General features: G+C 68.5%; 9 protein-coding genes. All 9 read right to left on the reverse strand.

Annotation, left to right across the window (positions count from 1 at the left end; all coding sequences use genetic code 11):
• Window positions 1-25 precede the first annotated feature (25 nt).
• Entirely contained in the window at window positions 26-13,903 is a 13,878-nt protein-coding gene (locus tag EEY80_RS05390) for a PLxRFG domain-containing protein (RefSeq protein ID WP_126975564.1), read from the reverse strand.
• 92 nt (window positions 13,904-13,995) lie between these two features.
• Complete coding sequence (locus EEY80_RS05395; RefSeq protein ID WP_126975565.1) at window positions 13,996-15,702, reverse strand: hypothetical protein; 1,707 nt, start codon at window positions 15,700-15,702, stop codon at window positions 13,996-13,998.
• A gap of 1 nt (window position 15,703) precedes the next feature.
• The gene (locus tag EEY80_RS05400; RefSeq protein ID WP_126975566.1) at window positions 15,704-15,976 is read right to left on the reverse strand and encodes a hypothetical protein; all 273 of its coding nucleotides are present in this window, start codon (window positions 15,974-15,976) and stop codon (window positions 15,704-15,706) included.
• Between the two features lie 9 nt (window positions 15,977-15,985).
• Entirely contained in the window at window positions 15,986-16,669 is a 684-nt protein-coding gene (locus EEY80_RS05405) for a hypothetical protein (RefSeq protein WP_126975567.1), read from the reverse strand.
• Complete coding sequence (locus EEY80_RS05410; RefSeq protein WP_126975568.1) at window positions 16,666-17,628, reverse strand: tail fiber domain-containing protein; 963 nt, start codon at window positions 17,626-17,628, stop codon at window positions 16,666-16,668. Before EEY80_RS05410 ends, EEY80_RS05405 begins: the two co-directional genes overlap by 4 nt.
• Window positions 17,628-18,071, reverse strand: a complete 444-nt coding sequence (locus EEY80_RS05415) for a GNAT family N-acetyltransferase (RefSeq protein WP_126975569.1) — start codon at window positions 18,069-18,071, stop codon at window positions 17,628-17,630. The genes EEY80_RS05410 and EEY80_RS05415 overlap by 1 nt, the downstream gene beginning before the upstream one ends.
• Before the next feature lie 74 nt (window positions 18,072-18,145).
• Entirely contained in the window at window positions 18,146-18,520 is a 375-nt protein-coding gene (locus EEY80_RS05420; protein ID WP_126975570.1) for a hypothetical protein, read from the reverse strand.
• Window positions 18,517-19,098, reverse strand: a complete 582-nt coding sequence (locus tag EEY80_RS05425) for a hypothetical protein (protein WP_126975571.1) — start codon at window positions 19,096-19,098, stop codon at window positions 18,517-18,519. The genes EEY80_RS05420 and EEY80_RS05425 overlap by 4 nt, the downstream gene beginning before the upstream one ends.
• Entirely contained in the window at window positions 19,098-23,414 is a 4,317-nt protein-coding gene (locus tag EEY80_RS05430; protein WP_126975572.1) for a hypothetical protein, read from the reverse strand. The genes EEY80_RS05425 and EEY80_RS05430 overlap by 1 nt, the downstream gene beginning before the upstream one ends.
• Between the last annotated feature and the right edge of the window lies 1 nt (window position 23,415).

A 23,415-nucleotide genomic window follows, 5' to 3' on the forward strand; every position in this document is an offset into this window, starting at 1 on the left:
GTCTACCAGATGTCGCCCCGCCCCGCTAGTTGTAGATGGCGGGGGCGAGGCCTTCACGCAGGCGTCTATCCAGCTTCTGGTTCAGGCTGACGCCGCCCTCGTTCCGTTCGGAGGATCGCTGTCTCGCCTGCACCGACTGCCGGATCGTGTCGGAGGTGATCGGGTATTCGGGCCAGCGGGCATTGAAATCGCGGATCGCATCCAGAACCCCGTCCGGGATCGCGTCGCCCGCCCGGATCGCGTCGCCGGCGCGCCGGTGCAGCCGCTTCCTCTCCTCGATGACCTCGGCCTCCTTGTTCTTGAGACGCGAGTTGATGTCGTAGCGTTCGGCGATGCGCGCGGGGGTGAAGCCGTTGGCCTGCAGGAGCAAGCCCCAGGGGCTGACATCCTCGACGATCAGGTCGCCGTTCCGGGTGGTGACGCCTTCGGCGGCATAGCGCCCGGCCCTGATGACGTCGCGGGCGAATTTCGGAACCAGCGCCTCGATGCCCCGCGCATAGTCGCCATCGGCAACATTCTGGGCGCCGCGGCCCATGCTGAACAGGATCCCGACCGTTGGACCAAGGGCTTCGTTGACATAGTGCTGCACCATGTCCTGCCCCTCAAGATCGCGGTCCGGGGGGCGGAACCAGAGGTTCGGCATGCCGATCCGCTCGGACAGGGCGATCCCGGTGACCTGCCCGGGAACCCCGTTCAGTGCGGCCCCCATGGCGAAGTTCCATGCCGCCGCGCCGGGGGTGTCCTTCTCGGCGAGCAGGGCGTCCTGCAGCCATTCCTCCAGGTCATCGGAGTCGCCGGGGAAGAACAGCGCCAGCAGCCCCATGACCAGGCCATAGCCCCAGGTGCCTGTGATGCCGGCATGCGCCATCATCGACAGGGTGACGCCCACCAGCTGCACCCGGGCTTCCCGCCTCTCCTCGGCACTGGCTCCATGCAGCGATTGGTGGGCGTCGCGGAACAGCCGGTAGAGCGAGTTGACGGTGAACTGCCTGAACTGAAGGAACAGCTTCGGCCAATCCCCCTGCATCATCCTCGGACGATCGCTGTTCTGATAGCTGAAATGGATGCGCCAGGTCAGATCTGCGGCGCGGTCGATGGCGAGATCATGGGGAACACCCTCGCCACGCGCGAGCCGGTAGGCGGCGAGATAGGTGATCTCGCGGTTGAACCTCTCGGCATGATGGAAACCCCAGCCGATCCGGCGCATCCATTTCTCACGCCAGGGATTGAACTCCACCCCCGATTCCGCGACCGCGGCGAGATCATGGGCCTGCGTCTTGTCGATGACGCCGCGCCGGTAGCCCTCCGCCATCGCCGCCTTTTCCGCGTCGCCGATGTCGGCGTTCTCGACGCTCCATTGATCCTTCCAGGAGGCCCCACGGCCGCGCCCGAAGTCCTTCGCGGCTTGGCCAAGCGCACCGACGATGTCGCCCAGAGAGGTGCGCGCGAAGGCCGCCCGCATCATCGCGGGACCGATCACCGTGGTCTGCGTGAGGTTGACGATGGCCGCGGCCGGCGAGACCCCCAGATACCAGACGAAAGCCAGAGAGGATGCGGCAGCCGACCAGCCGGAGCCGGTCGGGTTCATCGTCCACTCCTTCCGCCTGTTCATCTCGTTGACCAGCGCGACCATGCGATTGCGGTCCGCGGAGACCGCGGCTTCGTCGAAGGCATCCTCGACGGCATCCTCGAGGTCGATGCCATGCTTGAGGCGCGCCAGCTGGTGGGCGCCGTGGAACATGTGGTGAGAGAAGGCGCGCAGGGCGTCCCTGTTCCAGCCTTCGCGCCCCTTGCGGTGGATCTTGGAGGTGCGGATCGACTGGTCGGGCAGCGTTTCCAGCCAGCGTTGCCAGATCATGTCCATGACCTCGGCCGACACATCCGCCCCGGCCAGCATCGTTTCGATGTCGGCGACGAAGGTCGGATCGACCTGATCGCGCAGCCCCCCGCGCTTCGCCAGAAGGCCATGCTCCACCCGCCCGGGGTGGGAGGCCTCCATTTCCTTGACATGGGCGGCCTGCTTCGCCTCGGTCTCGAAGCGCGAGAAGCTGATGACCTTGCCCTCGGTGTCCCGCACCGTCACGAAATAGTCGCCGAAGCGCGCCAGCGGGAAATACGGGCCCTTGAGCCGGTTGCTCTCGAACTGTCGGCGCAACTCCTTCATCCGTGCCCCGGAGCCCCAGCCGCCCCGCAGCTTCACCTTGTCCAGTCTCTCCTTCGCCTCGGCCTCGGCCGCGGCCCTCTCCTCGGCTTCAAGGCCCTCGTCGGCGATCCTGCGCATCTCGCGGCGATACTCCTTCTCCGCGCGCTTCATCGCAATCTTCGTCGCCTTCTCGATGTTCTCGACGATGGCGCGCTCGAAGTCGTTGCCCAGCCGGTCGTATTCCCGCATCACCTCGCCGTAGAGGGCACGATGCGCCTCGGGCAGGGCCTGATACATCTCCGAGATGCGGGCGTAGGCGCGGCGGCGGCGGGCGGCATACTCGACCTGATCCTTGGCCCAGAGCGGGGCGTCATCGCCGTAGCGGCTGATCGCATCCCGCGCCCGGTCCAGCCACGCGCTGTTCCAGGTATCGGGTCCGGTGGGATCGACGCCGGCCTGGGTGGAGCGATGCATGAGGTCCATCAGCGCCGCATTCGCGGCGGGATCCTTGGCGGCGAGATCATACCATTTCTCCGCGACGCCGGCGGAGCGGGAATGCCACTGGTTGCGCAGCGCATCCATCTCGTCCTTCACCCGCAGATAGCGGCGCGCCCCGTTCAGATGCTTCCCCATCTCCGCGAACAGTGGTCGCCCCGGCACCAGCGCGAGAAGCGACAGGTTCTCCGCCGCCATCCGGTCGGTGATGATCGAGGAGACCCAGCGGCTCACCGACTGCCGGTCGATCCGGCCCAGCGTCCCGCGGAACCGGTCCCGCGACGGGATCAGCCCCGCCCGTAGCTCGCTGGATCCCGAAGCATCGCCCGTATGATTTCCGCCGCCTCGGCGTCGTCCTTCATCAAGGACTCGAACTCGGACGGCGTCAGCGGATTTATAATTCGCGAGGTATCGGGCCTCGGACTCGGTGAGGGAGTCGAAGCCGTGGCCTGTGGCGGCGATGAAGTCTGGTTCGAGGTCGCCATGCCGCTCGCGCAATCTGGAAAGGGTTTCCGGGGACAACGTCAATGTGGCGCTATACTGCTTCCCGGTCAAGGCGACAGCCCCGATGACCCTTCCGCCGCCGGCTTCGATATGGGCGGCCAGCGTGGCGAAGGTGCCGCCTTGCGTCAGTGTATCGTCCAGCAGCAGGTAGTCCCGGCCAGGTTCCACCGGGCCATTGAAGACGGGTTGCGCGAAGATGCGGTCCAGGCCGCCCAGCGCGGTGCGGTGCGGGGCATTGGTCTGGCCGATCCCCGTCGCGGGCTCAAGGCCCAGCCGGGCGGCCAGAACCTCGGCCGCCGCCCGCGGGATCTTGTTGCGCCCCGTCGCTTCTTCGGCCACGACCGGGACGATCAGGGGCTTTGCATCGCCCAGGGCGGCCCTGACCTGCGCGACCAGATCGTCGGTCACCTTGTCGACGGCCAGGCGCGTCGCGGCGGCAAGATCGCCAGCCTTGGCGGCGGCATAGTCTGGGTGCGAGGAGACCGAGGCGAGTTCGCCGGCGATGATGACCCGGGGGATGGACACCCGCCCGCGCATCTCGGCGCCCATGTCGGCACCCGCGGCGCGCCGGCTGCCGCCCGGCCCCTGCGGCCCGCGTCCCCCGATCTCGCCCCGCGCGATTTGCTCCATCGTCATCGCCGCGGAGACGAAGCCCCGGCCGCGCAGCAGGTTTGCCACGGCCTCGACAAAGGCGCGGATGCGCGCCAGCGCCCGGCCCGCCGGTCCGGTGGCCTCACGGCCCTGCGCCCAGAGCCGATAGAGCTCGGCAACAGCTTCCTCGGCCTGCTTGGCGTCGGTGAGATCGGGATAGCGGGTCCGCACCCAGTCCATGATCTCGGCATCGGCGCGGGCGGCACGTTCCAGCGCCGCCCATTCTTCCGGCCGGAACAGCCCGAGCGGACGGTTCCAGAGCCGTTCGCTGCGCAGCGCATGGATGATTTCGTGGCGCATGACCCCGCGGGCGTCATCCCCGGCGGCAACGTCGATGCGCCCGCCGCCGGCGGTTCTGAAGGTGCCCTTCACCTCGACGCCCGACGCGCCCAGCAGCAGGCGAACCGCGCGGACGGTCACCTTCTGGTCGAGCCCGTGCGCTTTGAGATCGGCGTTGAGATCGCGGGTGATCCCGGCGAGATCGGCCTCGGCGAGTTCGTCGCCTCCCGGGGTGGCGACGACGGGCCGGTCGCGCATCTCCGCGGCGGCTTCCGCCGCCTCATCGCCGCGCCTCATCTTCGACCCTTCGGAGATCTCCGGAGCCTCGAAGGCGCGTTCGTCATAGAGCGGGACGCCGCTTTCGCTCCTGACCTCCATGTAGGGGACGTCGCCTTGTTCGGTGGACACGAACCAGCCGGTGGCGAGCCAGCGATGGCCGGTGACCACCCGCTCCTCCCCATCGACATAGATCAGGGTGTCCAGTGGCGCGCCGGCGCGGAGCCAGCCCGGTGCCGGCACCGGGTTCGCCTCCATGTCGGCGAGGATGGCGTCGCGCTGCGCCTGCTTCTTCGCGAGGTCCCCGGCCTGCTGGAACGGTTCGTCCTGCGCGCGCTCCAGCCGCGCCAGCATCGCCCCGTTCTCGTCGATCAGCCTTTCGCTGTCGGAAACCGCGTCGGCGATCCGGCGGATGGCCGCCTCGATCGACGGCAGGGTCATCTTGCCGACCCGTCGCTCCGACTTGCGGATGATGTCGATCGACACGTCTTCGACGCGATAGGAATAGCTCGGCTTCTCCAGGCGGATGGCGAAGCCGTTCACCTCGACTGGAACGATCTCCGTGGAGCCTTTGCCCATGCGGGTGGCGGCTTTCGCCAAGAATTCCGCGATGGCGACCTCCGCCGGAGCGCGTTCATCGAACCTCTTGCCGTCTACGGTGGCGGAGAAGGTGCCTGCCGCCCGGATCCCGGCGACATGGGCGGCATCGTTGCGCAGCGGCGGCAGCGTCTTTTCGAGCGCCTCGGTCTGGGCGGTGATCTGGCGGATGCGGCGGGTGGCATCGGCGATGCCGGCGACATGGATGCGTTCGCGCGCCTGCAGCCTCTCCACCGCCTTGTTGAGCTTGGAGACCAGCATGAGGCGGGGGTCACCGGCGGCTTCGGACAAGGTGTCGGAGAGCGAGCCACCATCCATTGCCTCGGCATCGTCGGTGGCGTCGCCCTCGATGACCCGCACCCCCTCCTTTGCCCTGAGAAAGGCCTTGATAAAGCGTTCCTTGATCGCCAGAACCTGCCAGCGCCGGCCATCAAGCCCCTCGGTCAGATAGCGGTATTCCTCCACCGTGTTCCAGGTGTTGCCCTGCCGCTCGCCCCGGCCGTTGCGCTGTTCGAGATCGCCCGGCATCCATGGCGCATCGAGGTGGTGCATCGCCCGCAGGTATTTCTGCATGTTGACGCCGACACCCAGGGTCTTGGTCTGGCCGATCACGACGCGGATCTTCAAGGCGTTCATCGCGTCGGCGATGGCCTTCTTCTCCTCGGCGCTGACCCCGCCGGCGACGATGGCGATTTCCTCGCGCCTAACTCCCTTGGCAACCAGTTTCGCGACAATGTCGTCGGCAAGATTGAACTTCCGCTTCTTCGTGCGGGTCTTGTTGCCGTCCGCATCGGTGCGCGTGGACACGGTTTCCGAGGAGTAGCCCTCGTCCATGAACAGCACCTGGGTCGCCATCGGCTGGTCCAGGTAGATCTGCGCGATCCTCCTGACCGCCCGGTTCGCTTTGGACAGCGGGTGGTCCTCGGCGTCGGGCTCCTGCAGGCGCGTATCCATCGAGGCGCGGTTGGGGACGTTGTTGAAGACGATGGGGGAGTCCGGCCCACCGCCGCGCATGATCTCCCGCCGCTGCTTCCCGTTCGCCTGCTTGAAGGCGCGGGCGTAATAGATCACCTCGTCGAGGATGCGACGCTGGTCCCCGCCCATCGGCCCGATGTCGTTGATGATCTTCTTGTAGGGGCGGCCCTGCGGCTTTTCGGTGCGGCCGTTTTCGAGGAAGTCGCGATCAGCGTCGGTCAGATCCTTGCTGCGCATCGTCTTGCCGTCCGCCGTGGCGCGCGGCTTGAACTCCGGCATGTCGGAGGCGAAGACGATGTCCATGAACTGGCCGGCGAGCTGGCGCAGTTCGCTGACGTTGATGAAGGCGGCCAGCCGTTCGACATTCTCGAACTCGCCGGTCGAGGTGAGTTCGACGTCGCTGATCGTGTCCGCGAACGCCTTGAAGAAGCCGTCCCAGGTATCGACCTTGGCCGCCCGCATCACGTCGTCCATGGCGTAGAACATCTGGTGGTAGATTTCCGCCAGGGTGTTCGTGATCGGGGTGCCGGTGAAGACGTGGACCCCGGTGCCATTGCGCTGCGATTTCACATAGGAGGTGAGGAAGCGCAGGGCCAACGACTTGTTGGAGGTGCCGAGGTTGAGCCCCTTGACCTGCATGCGCGTGGCCAGCGGCGGCTTCTTGAACTCGTGGGATTCGTCGACAAGGATCATGTCGACGCCCAGTTTCTCGAAGCTGATGGCACCCTCGCGGCTCGCGCGCTGCGCCTGCTTCTCGATCTGGTTCAGCAGGTTCTTCCGGGCCTTGACCATCTCCTTCGCGGTGACGCCCAGCCGCATCTTCTTGATCTTCTCGGGATCGTCCATGTCCTCGACGCTGAGGCTGAACCCGTCATCGGCCGCGGCGGCGATGGCTTCACGCTCGTAGGCCGCGATTTCCTCCTCGGCCATCACCATCAGCGTGTCGTGGGTCAGCGCCAGCCGATCCAGCAGCGAGTGGGGGATCACGATCAGATCCCAGTCGTCGGTTGCGATGCGCGCGAGTTCGGTGTCGATCGTCGCGGGGGAGAGGTTGTTGATGTAGAGGATCTTCGCGCCGGGATAGGTGTCCTGCGCTTCCGCGGCGACGGCGGCGGAGTTGGCGTTGTGAGCGATCAGCAGCGGCTTCCTCGCCAGCCCGAACCGCCGGCTTTCAACCGCGATCCCGGTCATCGTGATCGTCTTGCCGGTGCCCACCTCATGGCCATAGATGCCGCGCTGGTTCAGGATGCCCCGCCAGATCGCGTTGGCCTGATGCTGGCGCAGATTGAACGGCTCATCCCCTCGCGTCAGGGCCATGCCCGGGAATTCGAGGAAGCTGCCGTCGATCTGCGGCGTCGCCGTGTTGTTCATCGCCTCGTTGTAGGCGCGCTCCGCCTCGACGCGGCGCTCGGGCTCGGACCAGAGCCATGCCCCGAATTTCTGACGGAGATCCGCGGCCTTCTGGTTCGCGGTCTCCGTTGCCCTGGTATCCTTGTAGGTGCCGTCCTGGTCCTCATAGGTGACGGTGATGGTCTGGGTGTTCAGCGTCGCCTCGAAGAACCGGGCCAGCGAAAGCCCGGTGCCTCGCCGACCCGGGAGAGGCGCGCCGGTGATGTCGGAGGCGCCGGGCATATGTGCGACGCGGTCGGAGAATTCGACGCGCCATCCGGTCATCGCCCGGGTCAGCTTCACATCGTTCTCGTCGGGGTTGGCCAGCCCGAGGGTTTCGATGATGAAGGCGCGGTTGATCCCGGCATCGACCCAGTCGGCGCCGAACCGCGCCTCGATCTGGAAATAGGGCACATCCGGCGGCTGCACCGCTTCGAGCGCGGCGACAGAAGCTGCCATGTCCTCGCCGCCGTCCAGCGCCTCGCGCGCCGCCGCCAGCTTCACCCTGACGTTGCCGGCGAGATAGCGGTCGCTGGTCTCGTAGCCGCCGCCCGGCGTCCGGTAGATCGCCTTGCTGTCGAGCAGATCGGCGATGACCGTCTCCGCCGGCTGCTTCGCCAGCTCCGCGACGCGCTCGATGTCGAGAATGGCACTCTCGTTCCGCGCGATCACGAAGGCTTCGCGGATCGACGGGTTGTCCAGCTTCTGTGCAGCCCGGACCACCGCCTTGGTCATGATCGCGGCGGGCGTTCCATCGCCGTTTTCGAGTGCTGCGACGAGGCCTGCGTTCGGATCGCGCAGCTTCTTCAGGACGGATAGGGCGAAGCTGTCGCCGATCGGACCATGCGCCTTGACGAAGCCGTCATAGGCCAGCTTCAGCGTCTTGCGTTTCGCCTCCGCATCGGCGGCGCCGGCCCGGTCGGCTTCCATCACGGCGTCGGCGGCGCGCCGCACCTCGATCAGTCGCCCGATCTCGGCCATCCGCTTCGCGGTCTCCGTCGCGCTCTTGGTGGCGATCTTGGCGACATCCTCGAGCCGGGCCATGTTGTCGCCCTGGACCTGATAGAGATTGCCGTCATCGCCGCGGGTGATGGAGAGGATGCGATCCCGGGTGGTCGTGGCGACGAAGCGGGGTTCCTTTCCGCGCCGCGCCGGCTGATAGGCATCGGCCGGCAGCGCCGATGCGATGGCCTTGAGACGCGCGGCGAGATCCGCCGGCCGGTTCACGATCATGCCGGCCTTGCCATAGGTGGTGCCGTGGCCGGTGGTCAGTTCGCCCAGCACATGCGAGGGGTTGTCCAGGAAATACTGGTTGACGTGGATCTCCTGCCCCGCGGGCGAGGTCCACGGCACCGATTGGACCCACCTCTCGCCTTCGGCGCTCGCCTTCGGTTCCGCGCGCTTGCGCAGGATGATGATGTCGGTGACGACGCGGGTGCCCGCATATTTCTCGAACGCGCCGCTCGGCAGCCGGTAGGCGGCGACCAGCTCCGCATTCTTGGCGAGGTGGTTGCGGATCACCCGGTTCTTCTGGCCGTCCATGGAGAAGGCCGAGGTGATGCCGACGACAAGCCCGCCCGCGCGCACCTGATCCAGCGCCTTGAGGAAGAAATAGTCGTGCAGGCTCGGGGTCAGCCGGTCGTAGCGGCGATCCGGCACCTTGATGTTGGCGAAGGGCCAGTTGCCGATGACCAGATCGTAGAAGCCATCGGCGACGCGGCTCTTTTCATAGCCCATGACGCGGATGTTGGCCCGCGGATAGAGCAGCTTCGCGATGCCGCCGGTGGTCTTCTCCAACTCGATCCCGGTGAGTTGCGAGTTCTGTTCCAGATCCCGCGGCATCATGCCGAAGAAGTTGCCGACACCCATGGCGGGTTCGAGGACGCGGCCGCCCTTGAAGCCCATCGCGCGGACCGCATCCCAGATCGCCTCGACGGTCGGCGGGTCGGTGTAGTGGGCGTTGATGATCGACTCTTGCGCGCTGGCCCAGGCATCCTTGCCCAGATGCTCGCGCAGCCAGGCGTCTTCCTCCTTCCAGCCCTCCTTGGGGCGCGGATAGGCCCATGAGCCTTGAAACAGTTCCTGGCCGAAGCTGCCCCAGCCGATGAAGCCGGCCATGGCATCCATTTCCTCGGGGCTCGGCTCGCGGCCGGCATCGGAGACCGCCTCGAATACCTCCATCGCCCGGCGGTTCTTGGCGAACCGCGCTTTCGGGCCGCCCGCGAACAGCGAATCCGGGTCGGTGATGTGATAGTTCAGGCGCCCGGGGGCAGAGGGCTGGTCGCTTCCGGGTCGAACATCGCCCAGTCCTTCACCGCTTCCTGCCGCGCGTCGGACGGGTTCATCCCGCTTTTCAGGTAGTCCCGCTCCGCGTCCAGCATCCTTTCGACGAGAACGTGCGCGAGGGCGGTCACCGCGCCCCACTCCTTCATCGCCTGATGGAGCCCCGGGTTCTGCGCCTCCCAGGTCTCGATCATCCACTTCTCCAGTGGCGTCCCCGGCCCGATGTTGTGCGGATGGTCCATCAGGGTCCGGCTCTCCACCTTCGCCCACTTCGCCAGTGCCTGCGCCGCTGCCTTCTCCATCGGGGGTCGTTCCAGCTTGAGGTTGCGTCGCAACGGTATCAGGTTCCGCCGGCTCGGGCGAGACGGGGAATTCCCCGGCCGGCGTGTCCAGCGCCTCAAGGTTCTGGATCGCGGCGCGCACCGCCGCGGTGTCATCCATGCCGTCGATGGAGATCTCGTTGTCCTCCATCATGTCCCGCGCACCATTATACCAGGACCGCAGGTAGGGGCGCAGCTTGGTGGGGGTGGTGTCGAGATCGGCGGCGACGGCCCGGGCGAAGTCGGCGAAGCGCCGGGCGCCCGCCTCGATGTGGAACACGGCGAGTTCGGCACCGATGGCGAGGATTTCGGGGTCGATGCCCGAATTGATCTGGCTGCCCAGCTTGGCCTTCAGCCGCTCGCGCAACTCGGCGGCGCGATCCGCGGATACCAGCTTGTTCGAGGCGCCATAGGCCGGCGCCGGTTCGGCTGCGGCCGGCGCGGCCGGCGCGGGCGCGGGCTGATCGGGCGCGGCGGCAGCCGGCACACCGCGCTGCGCGGCACCCTCGGCATAGCCTGCGCGCCAGTCATCGGCGATGGGATCGCCTTCCAGCCATGCCGGCGGCTCGCGCATCGCACCGGCACGGCCAGCTTTCCGGCCGGCCTCGATCGCGTCGCGGCGCTTCTGTTCACGCCGGTCATCCAGCACCGGCGGCGCGGCCGGCGCGGGCGCGGGTGCGGCAGGCTTCGGACGGGCCGGCGCGGGCGCGGGCCGGGCAGGTTTGCCGGCCTCCGCAGCGATGCGGTCCTCCTCGACATAGGCGGCTTGCAACACGGCGTCGGCATGCTTGCGGGCGAAGATGAACCCGCCTTCCTTCTCGTCCCATTTCAGGCTGACGCCCGGCACCTGCGGCGGCCGATCCTTCGGGAGACCGCGCAGCACCGCGGCCTTGGCCCGCACGTTCTCCACCTCGACACCCTCATAGGGATAGGTCGGGGCTTCGCTCGTGGCCGCGGCCTTGCTCGGGCCGCCGCCCGCCAGCCAGGTCTTGAAGCCGGGCACATCCATGGCGGTGATGCCGCCCAGCCGCCGGCGCCCCTTCCCATCGGAGAACCCGCCCAGGTAGGCGATCTCCGCTTCGGACGCGGAGGCGAAGCCCAGCATCACCTTGTGTTCGTCGAAGGCGCCGGTTTCGGCATCCTTCTGGTCGATGATCCAGACCTTATCGCTGGCCTCGTCCGGTCCCATGTAGAAGTCGACGTGGTCGCCATCGGCGCCAGTCGTGCCGCGGATGTAGCCGTAGTCCGCAGGCATGGTGACCTCCCATGCCGCACCATCCGCCCCGACACCGCTGCGCGTCCCGCCCTTCGGGTTTTCGATGGAGAGGTCGAACCCTTTCCAGCGGGCATGCCCCTTGCGGTAGTTGCCGGCCTCCTTCTGCGCCTCGGTCGGGGCTGGATCCGCGGCCTTTGCGGCCTCGGCGACCGCGGACTCACCGCCCCCGGTCAGTGGACCTGCAGGCTCGCCGGTGCCAGCTGCGTCAACCAGACCATCTTGAGGATCGGCGCCACCGGGTCGGTTCCCTGGATCGTCCGCTCCGATCGCAGCGCCTTGCGCGCCAGCCGCGCTTCCTCCGGGGTTATCATCCCCGCGGCGAGCAGCGCCTTGATCGACTGCCGCGCCGTCATCCACATTGGCAGATCGAGCATTTCCTTCCCCCATATCGACCGGTGCGACCCGATCCATTTCCCGCATCGCCCCGCGCGTCGCAGACGCGATTGCATCCCGGTCCAGCCCCTCTGTGTCGATCCGCCTGTCCTGATCGGATGCACCGCGGCCGGCCCGCACGATGACGCGGCCCGGGCGGATCAGAACCTCCCGGCCATCCAACAGCATGTCGTCGGAACTCTTGCCCCCCTCGGCGATGGCGAGGAAGCGACCCCATTCCTTCCGGCGCTTCTCCCGCGACGCCGTCTCGGCCTCGGAAACCTCGCGCCCCCCCAGCATGTCGGGCTGCATCCGCTGCTCGGGCGGAGTCGTGATCGGGGCGACCGGGTTGCGGGCCGCCTTGGCCGGTGCCGCGGGCGGCGCGGGCATGTCCTCCGGAGGCGGCACCTTCGCCGCGAGCCGGGCGCGCAGATCCAGCATGGTCTTCGACGGCTTCTTCGCCCGGCGGATCGCTTCATCGACGGTGGCGAGGCGCGAAGCGGCCTGCTCGGGCGACAGCGCGTCGATGTCGGCGGCTGGATCGCGCGGCGTCTCCGCTCGCCCCTTCGGTGCGGCCTGCTGCGCCAAAGCGCCCGGCGCCGGCACCTGCGGCGCAGGGCCAGGCGCGTCGGCGCCCGGTGCGGGCTTCGCCTTCTTCGCCGCCTCCGCGGCGGCATCGGCACGGCGCGCCGCATTCAGGGAGATGTCGAAGGCCTCCGGGGTCAGATCGACCTCGCGCCCCTCGATCCTGACGATGGCGCTGCCGCCGTCCTCACGCTGGAAGACGCCGTCGACGATCGAGCCTTTCTCGTCCATCAGCCGCACCGCCGCCCCGGGCTTCATGTCGGGGAAGGCCGGAACCGGTTCCACCTCGGGAACGGGGGTCAGATCGGGGGCAACGGTTGCGGCGCGGCCGATCGGGCCGGCCGGAGCGGCATCGGGCGGCAGCGGCGCCGCACCGATGTCGAAGACGTCGGACCCCGCTTCCTGGGGAGGGGCGGAAGCGGGGTCCATCCCGCCGGCGGTCCCGGCGCCTGCAGGATTCGGTGAGGGGCGCTCGCGCAGCGTCGGATCGCTGACCGGGCCAGCGCCGAAAATCGTGCCGCCGCGGTTCGGCGCGGGAAGGGCGAGCCGCGCCGGGGGCGCCTCGGCATCCCGCTGGCGCCCCTGAGCCGCCCCGACAACCGCGCCTGGCCCGGCACCGCCCATGGCGCCGAGGGCGAAGTCGGCGAAGGTGCCTTCGGTCAGAGAGGCGTCGTCTCCGGTGACGGTCTGCGCGCCGGCGCGCGCCGCCATCGACTCCGCCACCTCCTGGGCACCCTCCTCGATCCCCGAAAGACCGCCGATTCCCAAGGCGCGGGCGGCAACCCCGCGCGATGCCAGCGCGGAGACGGGCTTGTTCAGGATGCGCTCGGTGACGGCGCCGCCGATGGCGGCCGGAACCGCCTGAGCCACCCCGCCGGCGGCTTCGGCCATGGTGGTGACCCGCGAGATCGCATCTTCGACGGAGGCGCCCGACGCGATGGCGTCGCGGAAGACCGCGGAGCCTTGTTCCAGTGCGGCGCGGCCCTCGGAGGTGCCCGCAAGCGCCTCGACATGCTCGCGGCCGGCATCCATGCCTTCCCCGGCGCCCATGGCGGCGCCCGCGGCCATAGCCGCAGCCGGGCTCTTGGTGGCCAGCGCCACCGCAACCATGGGCAGGAAGGAACCGGTGGCCTGGGCGGCATGCAGGGCGACCCCGCGCAGCGAGGGGTCTTCGCCCAGCGTCCAGGTGGAGGGCTTGGTAATGTCGCCGTCGATGCCGGTCCCGGCCAGCGCGGCCTTACCCCGATCCGAGACACCTTCGGCCAAGGCGTCGCCGCCGCTCTGCACCCATTCCCCGGCCCGCTTCGCCAGCTCACGCGCCTTGGTCTGATGCGGCAGCAGCTGGCCGCCCGATCCGACGAGTTCGGCCCCCAGCCCGAGTCCCTTGATCGCCGCGCCGGCGCCCTGCAGGGCGCCCCCGGCGACCTGACGGCCCAGATCCCCGACAAGGCTCCCCTCGTCGGTCGCCGGAGGCGCCTCGGATGCGGCGCGCGGGTAGAGTTCGTCGGCGAGATCATAGGCCCGGTTCAGCACCGGCGCCGGAAGGACATCCTCCAGCGTCTCGCCCGCATCCAGCCGCCCCCGCAGCGCCGCGGCTGCGCGTTCAGCATCGACGCCGGCCTCCTCGATCGCCATGAGGACGTTGGCGGGGATTTGCGCCGACGAGGCCAAGGCCTCCACGCGCTGCCGCCTGATCGCCGGGTCGGAGGCTTCAGGAATAGAACCCGCGGGGCCGAAGCCGAACGGAGTGGTGGCCATAGCAAAACCTCACGGGTCTGGACTATGGCTGACACATCCTATGGCAGCCCGTTTCCCCATGAATACCTGATCCGGTGGGGACGCGGCAACAATCAGTTCGGCCGGTAGAGGACCGGGGGGGGCGCGGTTGTGGAGGCGCCACCCCCGCCCGTCAGTGCCTCGCGCACCGCGCCGACACTCCGCTGCGCTTGACCGATGGCTTCCTCCATCGACACGGTCGGCCGCCCGTCGAGTCCCTTGCTGTTTTCGACGATGTCCTGGGCGAGGGACAGGATCTGCTTCTCCTCTGCCGCCCGGGCGCCCTCGGCCTTGTCGCGCGCGCCCATCGCCGCGGAGGCAGCGGCCGACTGGCGTTCATAGTAGATCTCGAAGGCCCGCGACGGTTCCAGCAGGCCAAGCCCCAGTTTCAGCACATCGTCGGCGCCCTGATAGACCTGCTCATAGGTCTGGCCGGTCTTCGTGTTGCGGAACACGAGACGCGCCGCCGCTGGGTTTCCGGCCTTGTCATAGGTCCAGCCGGATTGATCTTCGACCAGCTCGACGCCATCGGGGAAGTATCCGGCGCGGTTGTAGGCGCGGATCACATGCTCGCCGAAGCGTTCGACATCGCCCAGCGTTGCCGCCGCCGCCGCCGCCGCCCAGTCTTTCATGCCCTCGCGCGCCTCGACGGTGTCCATGAACTCCATGAACTTCTGGGCACGGTCGAAATCCCCGCGGCTCAACATCCCCTCGATGATCTTGGGGGCCGAGACGGTCATGTAGTGGTCGAGGGCGAAGGCGCCGGCGCGCTCGTATTGGGCCGGGCCGGCCTTGCCGCCCGGGGCCACACCGGCGGCCTTGATGCCGGCCTGCGCCGCCTCCGCGACCGGCGCAGGGGCGGCGTTGACCTGTTCCACCGCATCCGCGGCCACCTTCTTCACCGTGGCGGGCGCGGCGGCCGGAACCTTCGACCGCAAAGGGGCATGCGCGGGCGGCGCGGGCGGCGTCGCCGGGGCGACGGGCTGCGGTGCGATCCCCAGTGCTTCGCGGGCGATCTCGCGCTGGCGGGCGGGCAGATCGGGGTTGGTGGCCCAGCCGCGCCGCATCCGTTCCTCCTCGGCCGCGATCCGCGCCTCGAATTCGGCGCGGCGCGGATCTGCCTGGGACGGCGCCGCTGCCTCCGGCTTGGGGAGGTATCGCACCCCGGCCGGCCCCTGCAGGCCCAGTTCGTCCGCGATGGCCCGGCTGGGCGCGGGCGCAACCGGGGTGCCGTCAGGCAGATAGCGGATGCCGCCATTGTAGCCGCTGGGGCGCGGTGCCGCCTGGGGCAGCTTTTCCGCGGCGGCGCGGGTGGGTCCGGGCCGGGGCTGGGCCGGACGGAGCGACTCCGCGGGCATCGTGCGCTGCATCACCTGGGCCGCGGCATCCATCTGCGGCCGCGGAACGACGATGCTGGGGTCGATGCCCAGTTCCTGCGCGACCCCGCGGGCTGGCGAGACGGCCGGTTCCCCCCCCTGCGTCGAGGTGGTGGTTTCGCCTGCGCCCGTGCCGCCGCCGGCCTCCGCTGCCGCGTCGGCGAAGAGGTCGCGGTAGAAATCGTCATCTTCACGGGCGCGGGTCCAGTCGGCGTCGTCGCGGTCATAGGCCCGCATCTGGCGATCATGGCGTTCCTGCGCCCGCGCCGCCTCGGCCTCGGTCAGCTTGTCCAGGCGCGCCTGACGCTCCTTGTCGTCCTTCCGGTCCTGCCATGCATGCTTGATCTCGCGGCCCCTGAAAAAGCCGTCCGCGAACCCCGAGATGCCGTAGGCGACACTGGCCATGTCAGTTCTCCATGAAACGCCAGCGCGGCAGCTGGCAGCGTAGCACCGCAGAGCCGCGGAAGGCGCAGGGTTGACGATCGGTGATGCGAGTCACCTTGGGCTCGCCGGTCTTCTCCGTCCACAGAATGGCGCCGCCGATCAGCCGATCGGCCTCGACGAACTCGCAGAAGGTCGCGAAATCCGCGAATTCGGTCTCGATGAACGAGAACGGCGCGCGCCGCGGCGTGGCCTCGCTTTCCGGTTCAAACCAGACCTGAATGATGCAACCCGCCATATCTCGCTCCTATCCCTGCACCCCAAGCGGGCGCGTCGGCATCCCGCCTTTTGCCTCGAACGCGGCGATGGCCTTGTCCAGCGCGGCATCCGAGACATGCCGGAAGCCCTGCCATTCCGCCCGCAGCGCCGCCCGCTTCGCCGCCGGACTTCCAGCGCCGGCCAGACGCCGGCTGGCAAGGTGATCTGCCATCGCGTTCTGCGTGTCCGCATCGAACCGGGTGTCGGGCGACAAGCCCATCTCGGTCGCCGCGGAACGCAGCGTGGTTCCGACAATCTGGTGGCGACCCATGGGTGTGGCGACATGGCCGACATTTCCCTTCACCCACTGGCCATAGGCACCGGATGGGGAGGCGAAGTCGTAGAGTTCGCCCAGAGTCATCTGGGAGACCTTGACCCCGTCGAAAGCGCCTCCGTTCTGGGAGTGGCCGTAGAGGGTGTCGTAGTTTCCAGCCCCCTCGGTCGCGTCGATCAGCCCGAAAAGGGTGCCGTCGCCCGAGGCACCGCCGCCGCTCGCGGCCGTGCCCGTGCCGGTGCTGCCGCCGCCCGCCGCACCGCTGGCTCCACGGTTTTCGAGCGCCGAGATCCAGCGATCCATCTGCGCCGCAGCCTGCTGTCGCTCCTGCCTCGCATCCTTCATCATCTTGCCCTGCGCGAGACCCTGCGCGAGCCCGGCCAGCCCCATTGCGGTCATGCCGCCACCCCCATGGGTTTCGGCTTCGTCTTGCCCGCCTTCTTCTGGGTGAGGGCATCGACCTTCTTGGCCAGCTGCTGGACCGCGCCCATGGTGACGCCCATGGCGGTGATCGGGTCGATGGTGGTGCCGTCGCCGACGCCGGTGGCTGCGGCGAAGTCCTCGGCATAGGGGCCGACATGCTCGCCCTCGTCGGCGACGCCCGCCTTGTAGCGCCATTTCTCCACCGGCATCTTCTCGACCGCGGCCAGGGCATCGAAGGGGCGTTTATCCTCCTTCACCTTTTCCGAGGACATGAAGGCGCCCGCCATCATCCCCAGCGACCCGAACATCTGCATCTGGCTCTGCGCCGCCATCTGGGAGGACTGCAGCTCCTGCTGATACTGGGTGTTCAGCAGGCTTCCGGCCTGGTTGTAGCCCTGCATCGCGCCGTTGGCGCCGGCGCTGACCGCGCCATTGGAGAGCCCCATGGAGGTGGCCGGGTTGACGGCCAGACCCGCCCCCATGTTGATCGCGTTCGCCATTTTGGCGTCGGCTTCGGCTTCGACGGTGCGGCGGGACATATTCGCGGCGCCCGCCGAGGCAAGCGCGGTGTCGGTGGCGCCCTTCTGGGTCTCCGCGGCGTAGCGCCCGGAGGTCGGATCGACCCCCATCGCCATCATCGACCGGCTGCGCTGCCCGGCGGCCAACGCGCTCTGGTTCTGCACATCGGCGACGGCCTGATCGGCGACGCTCTGCTTGCGTTCCGCCGAGTCCCAGCCTTGCGCCTCGGCGATGTATTGGTCCTGCAGGGGCTGGAAAACGGTCTGCTCGCGCTCCCGATCCTCAAGGGCCCAGCTGTTGGTGATCTCGGCCTGCGACTTCATGAAGTCGAGGAATTCGGCGCCGGTTCTCGCCGAGATCATCGCGGCCTGACCGATCTGCGGATCTGCCTCGGGTGCGTCGTAGCTGTTGCCCATCAGTGGCCTCCTTCCAGCCAGGTGCATTCTTCGCGCCTCATCCCGAACAGGATGGCATCCTCGCCGGTGAAATATCCGCCGCGGAGGCGCGCCTCGAACTGAAATCCGGCGCGCAGCGCCGCGATCTGCGCGGGATGGTTGCTCACCGCGGTCAGCGTCGTCATCCGGCGGCACCCGCGATGCAGGAACACATAGGCGCCCACCAGCTTGAGGATGCCGCGATCCGCCCAGCGCCGCGATCCGTTCGAGGCGGTATCGAGGGTGCAGGCGCCGTTCATGAAGCAGCTGGCCGTGATCACCGCGACGATCTGGCCGTCGTCGTCCACGACTCCCATCGGGACCGCGTCGGGCGGCAGCCGGCCGGGGGCGAGCCCAAGGCGTTCCTCCGCCCAGGCGCGCAGCGGCGCGACGAGATCGGCTCCCATGATGAGGTCGAGCGGCATGGACATGCTCCGGGCGTCAAATGGCGGCACGTCCTATCCCGCGGCGGCAGAATAGCAGGTCGGCGCCGCGCTCGCTAGCGCAGCCTCGCCAGCACACCGGAGAGGACAAGCAGAACGATCGTGATGATGCACAGCAGGAAGGCCGGGATATTCCCGACGACGGCCGATGCCGCCGCCCAGGCGCCCAGCGTGACGAACCCGAGATCGGCGAGCCCATCCGAGGGCGATGCGTCGGCTTCACGGACCTGGGCCGCCTCCCAGATGCCGTAGACGATGAAGACGGTGAGGATGGCGATCGCGTCGCCTGCGATTGCGGCCAGTATCGCGGCGGGGGCCATGCCGAAGATGACGGCATGGGCGCATTGGTTGCCCGCCCACGCCTCCGCATCATCGGGATAGGCGGAAGGCGTCTTGAACAAGTGCAGGAACAGGCCGATCAGCTTCTTCATCCCAACGCTCCTGTGATCTGGGAAATTGCGGTGTCCAGCCCGGCGGTGGCTGCGTCGATCTCCGCGCGGGTCGCCGCCGCCGCGATGGCGGCTGCAGCGGCGAAGCAGGCGGCCTCGACCGGCCCGCCCATCTGCCGCCATAGCGCATTCAGGTTGAGAACGACTTGAGCCACCTCCGCCAGCGTCGGTGCCGTGCCCCCGGTTTCGATGGGGCCAACCTCCGAGACCAGCATCGGATAGTCGGCGGGATCGGGGGTTCCGCTCGCGGAGGCGGCGACGAAGGCCTGCGCCTCCATGAGCTTGACCATGTAGTAGAGGCTCTGGAACTTCATGTCGGTCAGGGTGGTCAGTCGCGTCTCCTCGCGCTTGGCGGCGACACGATCCAGCGCCATCCGCCGCATCGCCGGGGTGGCCGCGGTTTCAGGGGCGAGCGCGCCGGCGACGACGCGCCAGCGGAACGGGTCGGACAGATCGGTCTCGTCGGGCACCTCGATATGATCGCCCGGCGGCGGGGTGACGTGGGGGGCGAGCCGCATGACACCCGTGATCGCGCCATTGGCGTCGTAGTAGATCAGCATCAGCCGCCCCCCCAGCTTCCCATCGAATAGAACAGGTATTGGATCGTGCGGATGCTGTTGCTGCCGTTGGAATGATAGACCGGCGTTCCGGCGGAGAAGAAGGAGACGATCCGCTCGTAGGAGAAGTCGATCCAGGCGCCCTCGGCGATGTAGATCCGTCCGGTCCCCATCGAGTTGCCGTCGCCGGTGAACAGCACCCACAACCCCGCGCCCAGATCGGGGAAGGTGATCTCGACGCCATTCTTGAAGATCTGCCCTGAAGCCGTGGGCATCAGGGGCACCACATCGGCCGGGATGTCCGTCTTTTCGGCCAGGGAGTATTCGACCCGGCCCGGCCGGCCGGACGCACCGGAGGCCCGCGCATCGAAGCTGCTTGGTGCCGCCCCCGCGGCGCCGCCCGCCCCGATGGTCACCACCAGTTTCGGCGCCACCATGCCCTCGATGTCGATGTCGCCGCTCGACGTGGTGGTCGCCGCCCCGCCCCCGGTTCCGGCGGTGGTCACGGTAATCAACTTGTCGTTGTCCGAGGTGGTGTAGCCGGAGTCCTGCACGACAGTCGATGCGCCGCCGGCACCGCGTCCGAAGGCGCCGTAATAGCTGGCTTCGCCGGCTTGGCGATTGCTGGCCGCAGAGTCATAGCTGGTTCCGGCCCCATCGCCCCCCTGCGAGATCAGGGTCTTGATAAGGGTGTTGCCGTCATAGACCTGCACCATGGTCGGCTCGCCGTCGCCGCCAGGCGTCGCTACCCTGCTGCTCGATGATCCCTGCGCTGTCGCGGTGAACTCGGCGCCCACCCCCGCGCCACCGCCGCCGCCGCCCGTGGCGCGGATCTTCAGGACATAGGCCCCCGGCGTCAGCATCACCTCCTGCGTGGTGTCGACCGTTTGGTATGGCGCTGGCAGCCCGCCGCGCAGGATGTGCCGCGCATTCTGGAGGACAAGCCCGTCGCCCGGCGTGATGGTCAGCGCCTGCACCGTGTTCTTGACCGGCACCGTCCGGGAGGCGGCGAACGAGAAATGGGCGGCACCATCGACGTCATAGCGGCCCATGTAGACGCCATCGGCGGGATCGTCCGGCCCCACCTTCGTCATCGAGAAGGCGGCGGTGGTCGCGCTCATCTCCAGAAGGGTGGTGACCTCGATATAGTCCGAGGTCAGCTTGCCCGACCCGATGATGGAGGCGTCCATCGAATAGGCCTGGATGTGCTGGCCGGTGACGGTGCCGTTCAGCAGGATCTCGGTGGCGTCGATGCGGGCCACCGAGACCGGGCCATCCGGCCCGTCAGAGGCCACCAGTTCGAGAAGCGCGCCCTCGCTGCCGGCCTGGACGCGGAAGCTGAGGGTCGCCGCCATGTTGCCCTCGATCGTGGCGATGGCATTGGCGGTTTGCGTCACCGAGGCGCTGAGGTCGCCATAATCGGCCTCGACCATCTCGACGCGGGTGGCGAGTGCTTCATCGCCGTCCACACGCGCCGCGGCTTCTTCGGAGACCCGCGCGTCGATGGCGGCCTCGACGATGCCGCCGGCGGTTTCCTCGGCGGTCGCCGGCCGGATCGCGATCCGATGAAGTTCGAGAGTCTTCGCGGCCTTCGTGAATGCGGCGTGGTTGACGAACGCGAACAGGGCGTTCGAGGCGAAGGCGCCGGCGAAGGCCTCGGGCATCGCGAAGATGCCGGAGGCGGTCATGTTGTCGCCCAGCCGGAGCGTCCCCAGCATCATTTCGGACAGGGGTTTCTCCGCGGAGAAGGCCTCTGAGGCATCGTTGATCCAGTCGACGCGCACCCCGGCGCCGGCCAGTGACCCGGAGACAAGGGTGAACTCGATTTCAACCAGATAGGCGGAGGCGCCGGCCATGCCCGTCCATTGGGTGTCGGTGCTTTCGGTGGAGACGCCTTCGTCGGCCCCGGCGGGGGTGATGAAGGACCACGTCTTGCCGGTGGAGAACACCTTGTTGTCGGTCTTGGTCAGCTGGGCTTGCCCCCCCAACCGCTGCCAGTAGCCCGGCTCCTCACGATCAAGAAACGGATCGGTGATCGCCGAGATCGCCCGGGACGTGATCGAGGCCGCCGCGGTGGCGGAGATGCCGGCCATCGCCGCGAAGTTGCCGGCATCGTCGACGGCCTGCGAGACCTGTTCCAGCGCCGTATTGGCGTTCGAGGCGGCGGTTTCGGCATCGGTGACGGCTTGCGCGGCGGCCAGTGCCTCGCGCGCGGCGTCATCGGCCTTGGTCGACGCGGTGTTGGCGAAGCCGGAAGCCGCATCGGCGAAGTCGGAGGCGGCGCCCGAGGCGGAGGCGGCGTCATCTGCGCTTCGTGCCGCCGCGTCCGCCGAGATACCCGCGGCGGCGGAGTGGCCCTCGGCGTCGGTGACCGCCTGTGAAACCTGCTCGATGACGCTGTTCGCGGCGTTCGAGGCCGCGGTTTCCGCAGCTGTCGCCCATTCCCCTGCGGCCGCGGCCTCGCGGGCGGCATCGTCTGCCTTGACAGATGCGGTGTTCGCGAACCCCGCCGCGGCCTCGACAGCATCTTCGGCTGCGGTTTCCGAGGTGATGTCCTGCCATTCGAGATCGGTCCACCAGGCATATTCCGTCGCCGGCCCGGTGGTCCCGTTCATCTGCAGCCAGAGGTTCCAGTCGGTGCAGTCTTCGGTGAAGGTCCGTTCTGCCTCCACTTCGACCCAAGCACCGCCCGCCGCCGGGGCTGTCGCTATCGGGGTGAAGCTGCTGGTGCCGGTGCTGAGGCGGGTGTAGCGGATGCCGATCCGCGCATCGCTGGCGGCGGCGTTGTAGACCCAGCCCCTGACCCGGAAGGTGCGGCCCACCAGGTTCTCATGCCACATCTCGTTGGCGCCGGTGGTGCCGATCCGATAGCCTTGCGTGTCCCTGACCCCAAGGCGCAGCGCCTTCGTTCGTCCGAGCGGATGCGGGGCTGGCACATCGGTGACCTGCGATGTGGTGGAGTAGCCGTCGCGCAGGCCATCCTCGAAGGTGGATCGTGGGGCGAAGTTGCCCCGTGCCGCCTCTCCGGCCTGCAGCGACATGCGCGCGACGACGCTCTGCGTGGATCCCGCGGTGGTGGCGAACCCTTCCGCCGTCTCCACGGCCTCCGCGACCTGATCGAAAAGGCTGGTGGCGCCCCCAAGCGCGGTTTGCGCGTCGATCATGTGCTGTTCTGCCGCCAGCGCATATTGGCCGGCGTCATCGGCCCTGGTCGACGCGGTGTTGGCGAAGCCCGAGGCGGCATCGGCAAAGCCGGAGGCGGCGCCCGAGGCGTCCTGTGCGTCCTGCGCACTGTTGGCCGCCGCCTGCGCCGAGATGCCGGCAGCCGCGGAGTGGCCTTCCGCATCGGTGATCGCCTGTGAAACCTGCTCGATGACGGTGTTGGCGGCGTTGTTGGCGGCAGTCGTGGCCTCCGTGGCGGCCGTCTGTGCCGCCAGTGCTTCCCGGGCCGCATCGTCGGCCTTGGTCGACGCGATGGAGGCGCTGCCGGCCGAGGCGTCGGCAGCATCCCCGGCCGCATTGGCGCTGTTGGCCGCGGCGTCTGCCGAGATTCCGGCGGTGGCGGCATGCCCCTCGGCCGTCTCGACGGCTTCCGCGACCTGACCAAGGGCGGTGGTCGCGGCGCCAGCAGCGGTTTCGGCCAGGGTGACCTGCTCGGATGCGGCAAGCGCGTGTTGACCTGCCTCATCGGCCTTTGCCGCCGCGAAGTCGGCGTGGCCGGATGCCGCATTTGCGAACCCGCTGGCAGCGTCTGCCATCTGCGCGGCGGCGCCCGCGGACGTGCTGGCGTCCGTGGCATAGCCTTGAGCCGCCAGAACCGCCTGGGCGGTGTCATCGTAGGCGATCTGCAGCCCGTCGATCTGCCCTTGGAGGTTGTCGACGCTGGCCGACAGCGACGCACTGATTTGGGCGGCATCGCCGCTGATCCGGTCGACGTCTTCCCGCAACTCATCCGCCCGCGCGGTGAGATCGGTGTTGATCTGGGCTGCCTCCGCCGACACGGCTGCGATGTCACCGCGCAGTTCCGAGGCCTCGGCTTCCAGATCGTCGCGGACCGCCGAGGCGGCGGCGCCGGCGGCGGCGGCATCGGCAAGGGCCTGCTCGATCTGCTGCTGCATCGGTCCAGCGACACTTTCGACGACGCCTTCCACGATCTCGGTGACGCCATCGGTGTCGATGGGGGGCGGGGTGGCGGCCACGGCGGCCTGCAGTTCCGAATGCCTGACCGCGCGCTTCGACCGGTCCCCGCGCTCGCCCGCGAGGATTTCGACGGTCTCGCGGAGCCGCCGCTGCTGCATGGTTTCCGGTGCGACGGCCATG

This window comes from Frigidibacter oleivorans (genome assembly GCF_003993775.1).
Taxonomy (GTDB): Bacteria; Pseudomonadota; Alphaproteobacteria; order Rhodobacterales; family Rhodobacteraceae; genus Frigidibacter; species Frigidibacter oleivorans.

Excerpts from the sequence above, each read along its gene's own strand:
- EEY80_RS05390 (WP_126975564.1), bottom strand. The coding sequence starts at position 13,903 with ATGGCCACCACTCCGTTCGGCTTCGGCCCCGCGGGTTCTATTCCTGAA.
- EEY80_RS05395 (WP_126975565.1), bottom strand. The coding sequence starts at position 15,702 with ATGGCCAGTGTCGCCTACGGCATCTCGGGGTTCGCGGACGGCTTTTTC.
- EEY80_RS05400 (WP_126975566.1), bottom strand. The coding sequence starts at position 15,976 with ATGGCGGGTTGCATCATTCAGGTCTGGTTTGAACCGGAAAGCGAGGCC.
- EEY80_RS05405 (WP_126975567.1), bottom strand. The coding sequence starts at position 16,669 with ATGACCGCAATGGGGCTGGCCGGGCTCGCGCAGGGTCTCGCGCAGGGC.
- EEY80_RS05410 (WP_126975568.1), bottom strand. The coding sequence starts at position 17,628 with ATGGGCAACAGCTACGACGCACCCGAGGCAGATCCGCAGATCGGTCAG.
- EEY80_RS05415 (WP_126975569.1), bottom strand. The coding sequence starts at position 18,071 with ATGCCGCTCGACCTCATCATGGGAGCCGATCTCGTCGCGCCGCTGCGC.
- EEY80_RS05420 (WP_126975570.1), bottom strand. The coding sequence starts at position 18,520 with ATGAAGAAGCTGATCGGCCTGTTCCTGCACTTGTTCAAGACGCCTTCC.
- EEY80_RS05425 (WP_126975571.1), bottom strand. The coding sequence starts at position 19,098 with ATGCTGATCTACTACGACGCCAATGGCGCGATCACGGGTGTCATGCGG.
- EEY80_RS05430 (WP_126975572.1), bottom strand. The coding sequence starts at position 23,414 with ATGGCCGTCGCACCGGAAACCATGCAGCAGCGGCGGCTCCGCGAGACC.